Raw genomic sequence first — 1,427 nt, forward strand, 5'->3', positions numbered from 1 at the left:
TGGCAAGGGTAAAGATACTTATACTATGAGTGGGTTCAGGGACAATCACCGGTTTCGCAGAAAAACTAATCGGCAACTCGCTATCTTCTGGTCCAAAATTTTCAAAACCAGTGATAAATGGCGGTGCTGAAAAAATTTCAAAAAAACTAGGGGGCTGCAAAAAACTAGCGAAAAAGACATTAACAAAGTTTCCAGCTGAGGTGGAAAACCCAAAGCCGTCAGTTGTTAACTGATTACCATCAATACTAATTAAATTGTCAACCTCGAAAGGTTCGTTTCCCGGTGTAGAAGTACCAGTAGGTTGCAAACCAGTAATTGTTTCGGTGTTGCGGGTGCCAGTAATTTCAGAAATCAGGAAAAAACCCAAATCATCAGGAGTATCATTAGTAGTGAAAGTACCACTGGCTTCGATACCAGGAGCAGAATAACTCCAGTTCCAATTTAAAGCTGAAGCTGCCTGGGGTGCCACCAAAACCAATCCAGAGGTAGCAATCAGGAGTGTGCCAGATAGCAGAGTTAGATTTTTCATAGAAACCTTGGGTTGATCAAAACTGTAATTTAGACTAAACATTGAATAATATAGCGTTTCTCTCAGTTATGAGGTACGCTTTTCAACTTCAAAGTCCCCCTTAATAAGGGGGATTTAGGGGGATCAAGTTGTACCTTATGGGATATAGAATTAAATAATAACTCAATACATGAAGCCGCACAACATGATTATCCGAGATGCAGAAATAAGGGATCGTGAGAGCGTGCGCTCCTTACATATGTCAGCCTTTCCTACCGGGGAGGGTGATCTTGTGGCATCTCTCGCTGATGACCTCATATCCAATATTACCGAGCCATGTACCTTATCATTGGTAGCAGTCGATGACAATAAAATAATTGGAAACGTTGCATATAGTCCTGTATTTATTTCCGAAAAACAAGATTTTCATGGCTATATTCTGGCACCACTCGCTGTTAAGCCAGAATGCCAAGGTAATGGTATCGGGAGTCAACTAATTGATGCTGGGATTAAGAGATTGCGTAGTATGAATGTGAATATTGTCTTCGTGTATGGTGATCCTAGGTATTATCAACGATTTGGCTTTAAGGCAGAGTTGGCAACACATTTCATTCCTCCATATCCATTGCAGTGGCCTTTTGGTTGGCAGGCGCTCCTACTTGGCGAGATAGAGGAGCCATGTGCTGCTGTAAATATCAAATGCGTAAAGTCTTTAAATAATCCTAAACTATGGTGATAGGTTGCTAGGATTGCTATAACACTTTTATTTATGCTTTAAAACCCTAGTATTTTCGTTAGTTTGAGCCGATTTGCCAAATTGGGATCTTCCCAATAGATTCTTCAAATTACCGGAAATAGTGCGGGTTGTAGGATGTTCCTTTCCCAACTGCTTGACAGCAATCTGTAGAGCCTGTTGGTA

At 40.9% G+C, this 1,427-nt stretch carries 2 protein-coding genes; one reads left to right on the forward strand and one right to left on the reverse strand.

Features of this window, described 5'->3' with window-relative positions:
* Window positions 1-529 (reverse strand): PEP-CTERM sorting domain-containing protein (locus tag F6K38_RS41895; RefSeq protein WP_287360746.1); only part of this gene is annotated, 529 nt, incomplete at its 3' end.
* A gap of 184 nt (window positions 530-713) precedes the next feature.
* Here F6K38_RS41895 and F6K38_RS41900 point away from each other — a divergent pair.
* Complete coding sequence (locus tag F6K38_RS41900; protein WP_044492567.1) at window positions 714-1,244, forward strand: GNAT family N-acetyltransferase; 531 nt, start codon at window positions 714-716, stop codon at window positions 1,242-1,244.
* Window positions 1,245-1,427: the final 183 nt, after the last annotated feature.

The organism is Moorena sp. SIO3B2 (genome assembly GCF_010692525.1).
Taxonomy (GTDB): domain Bacteria; phylum Cyanobacteriota; class Cyanobacteriia; order Cyanobacteriales; family Coleofasciculaceae; genus Moorena; species Moorena producens.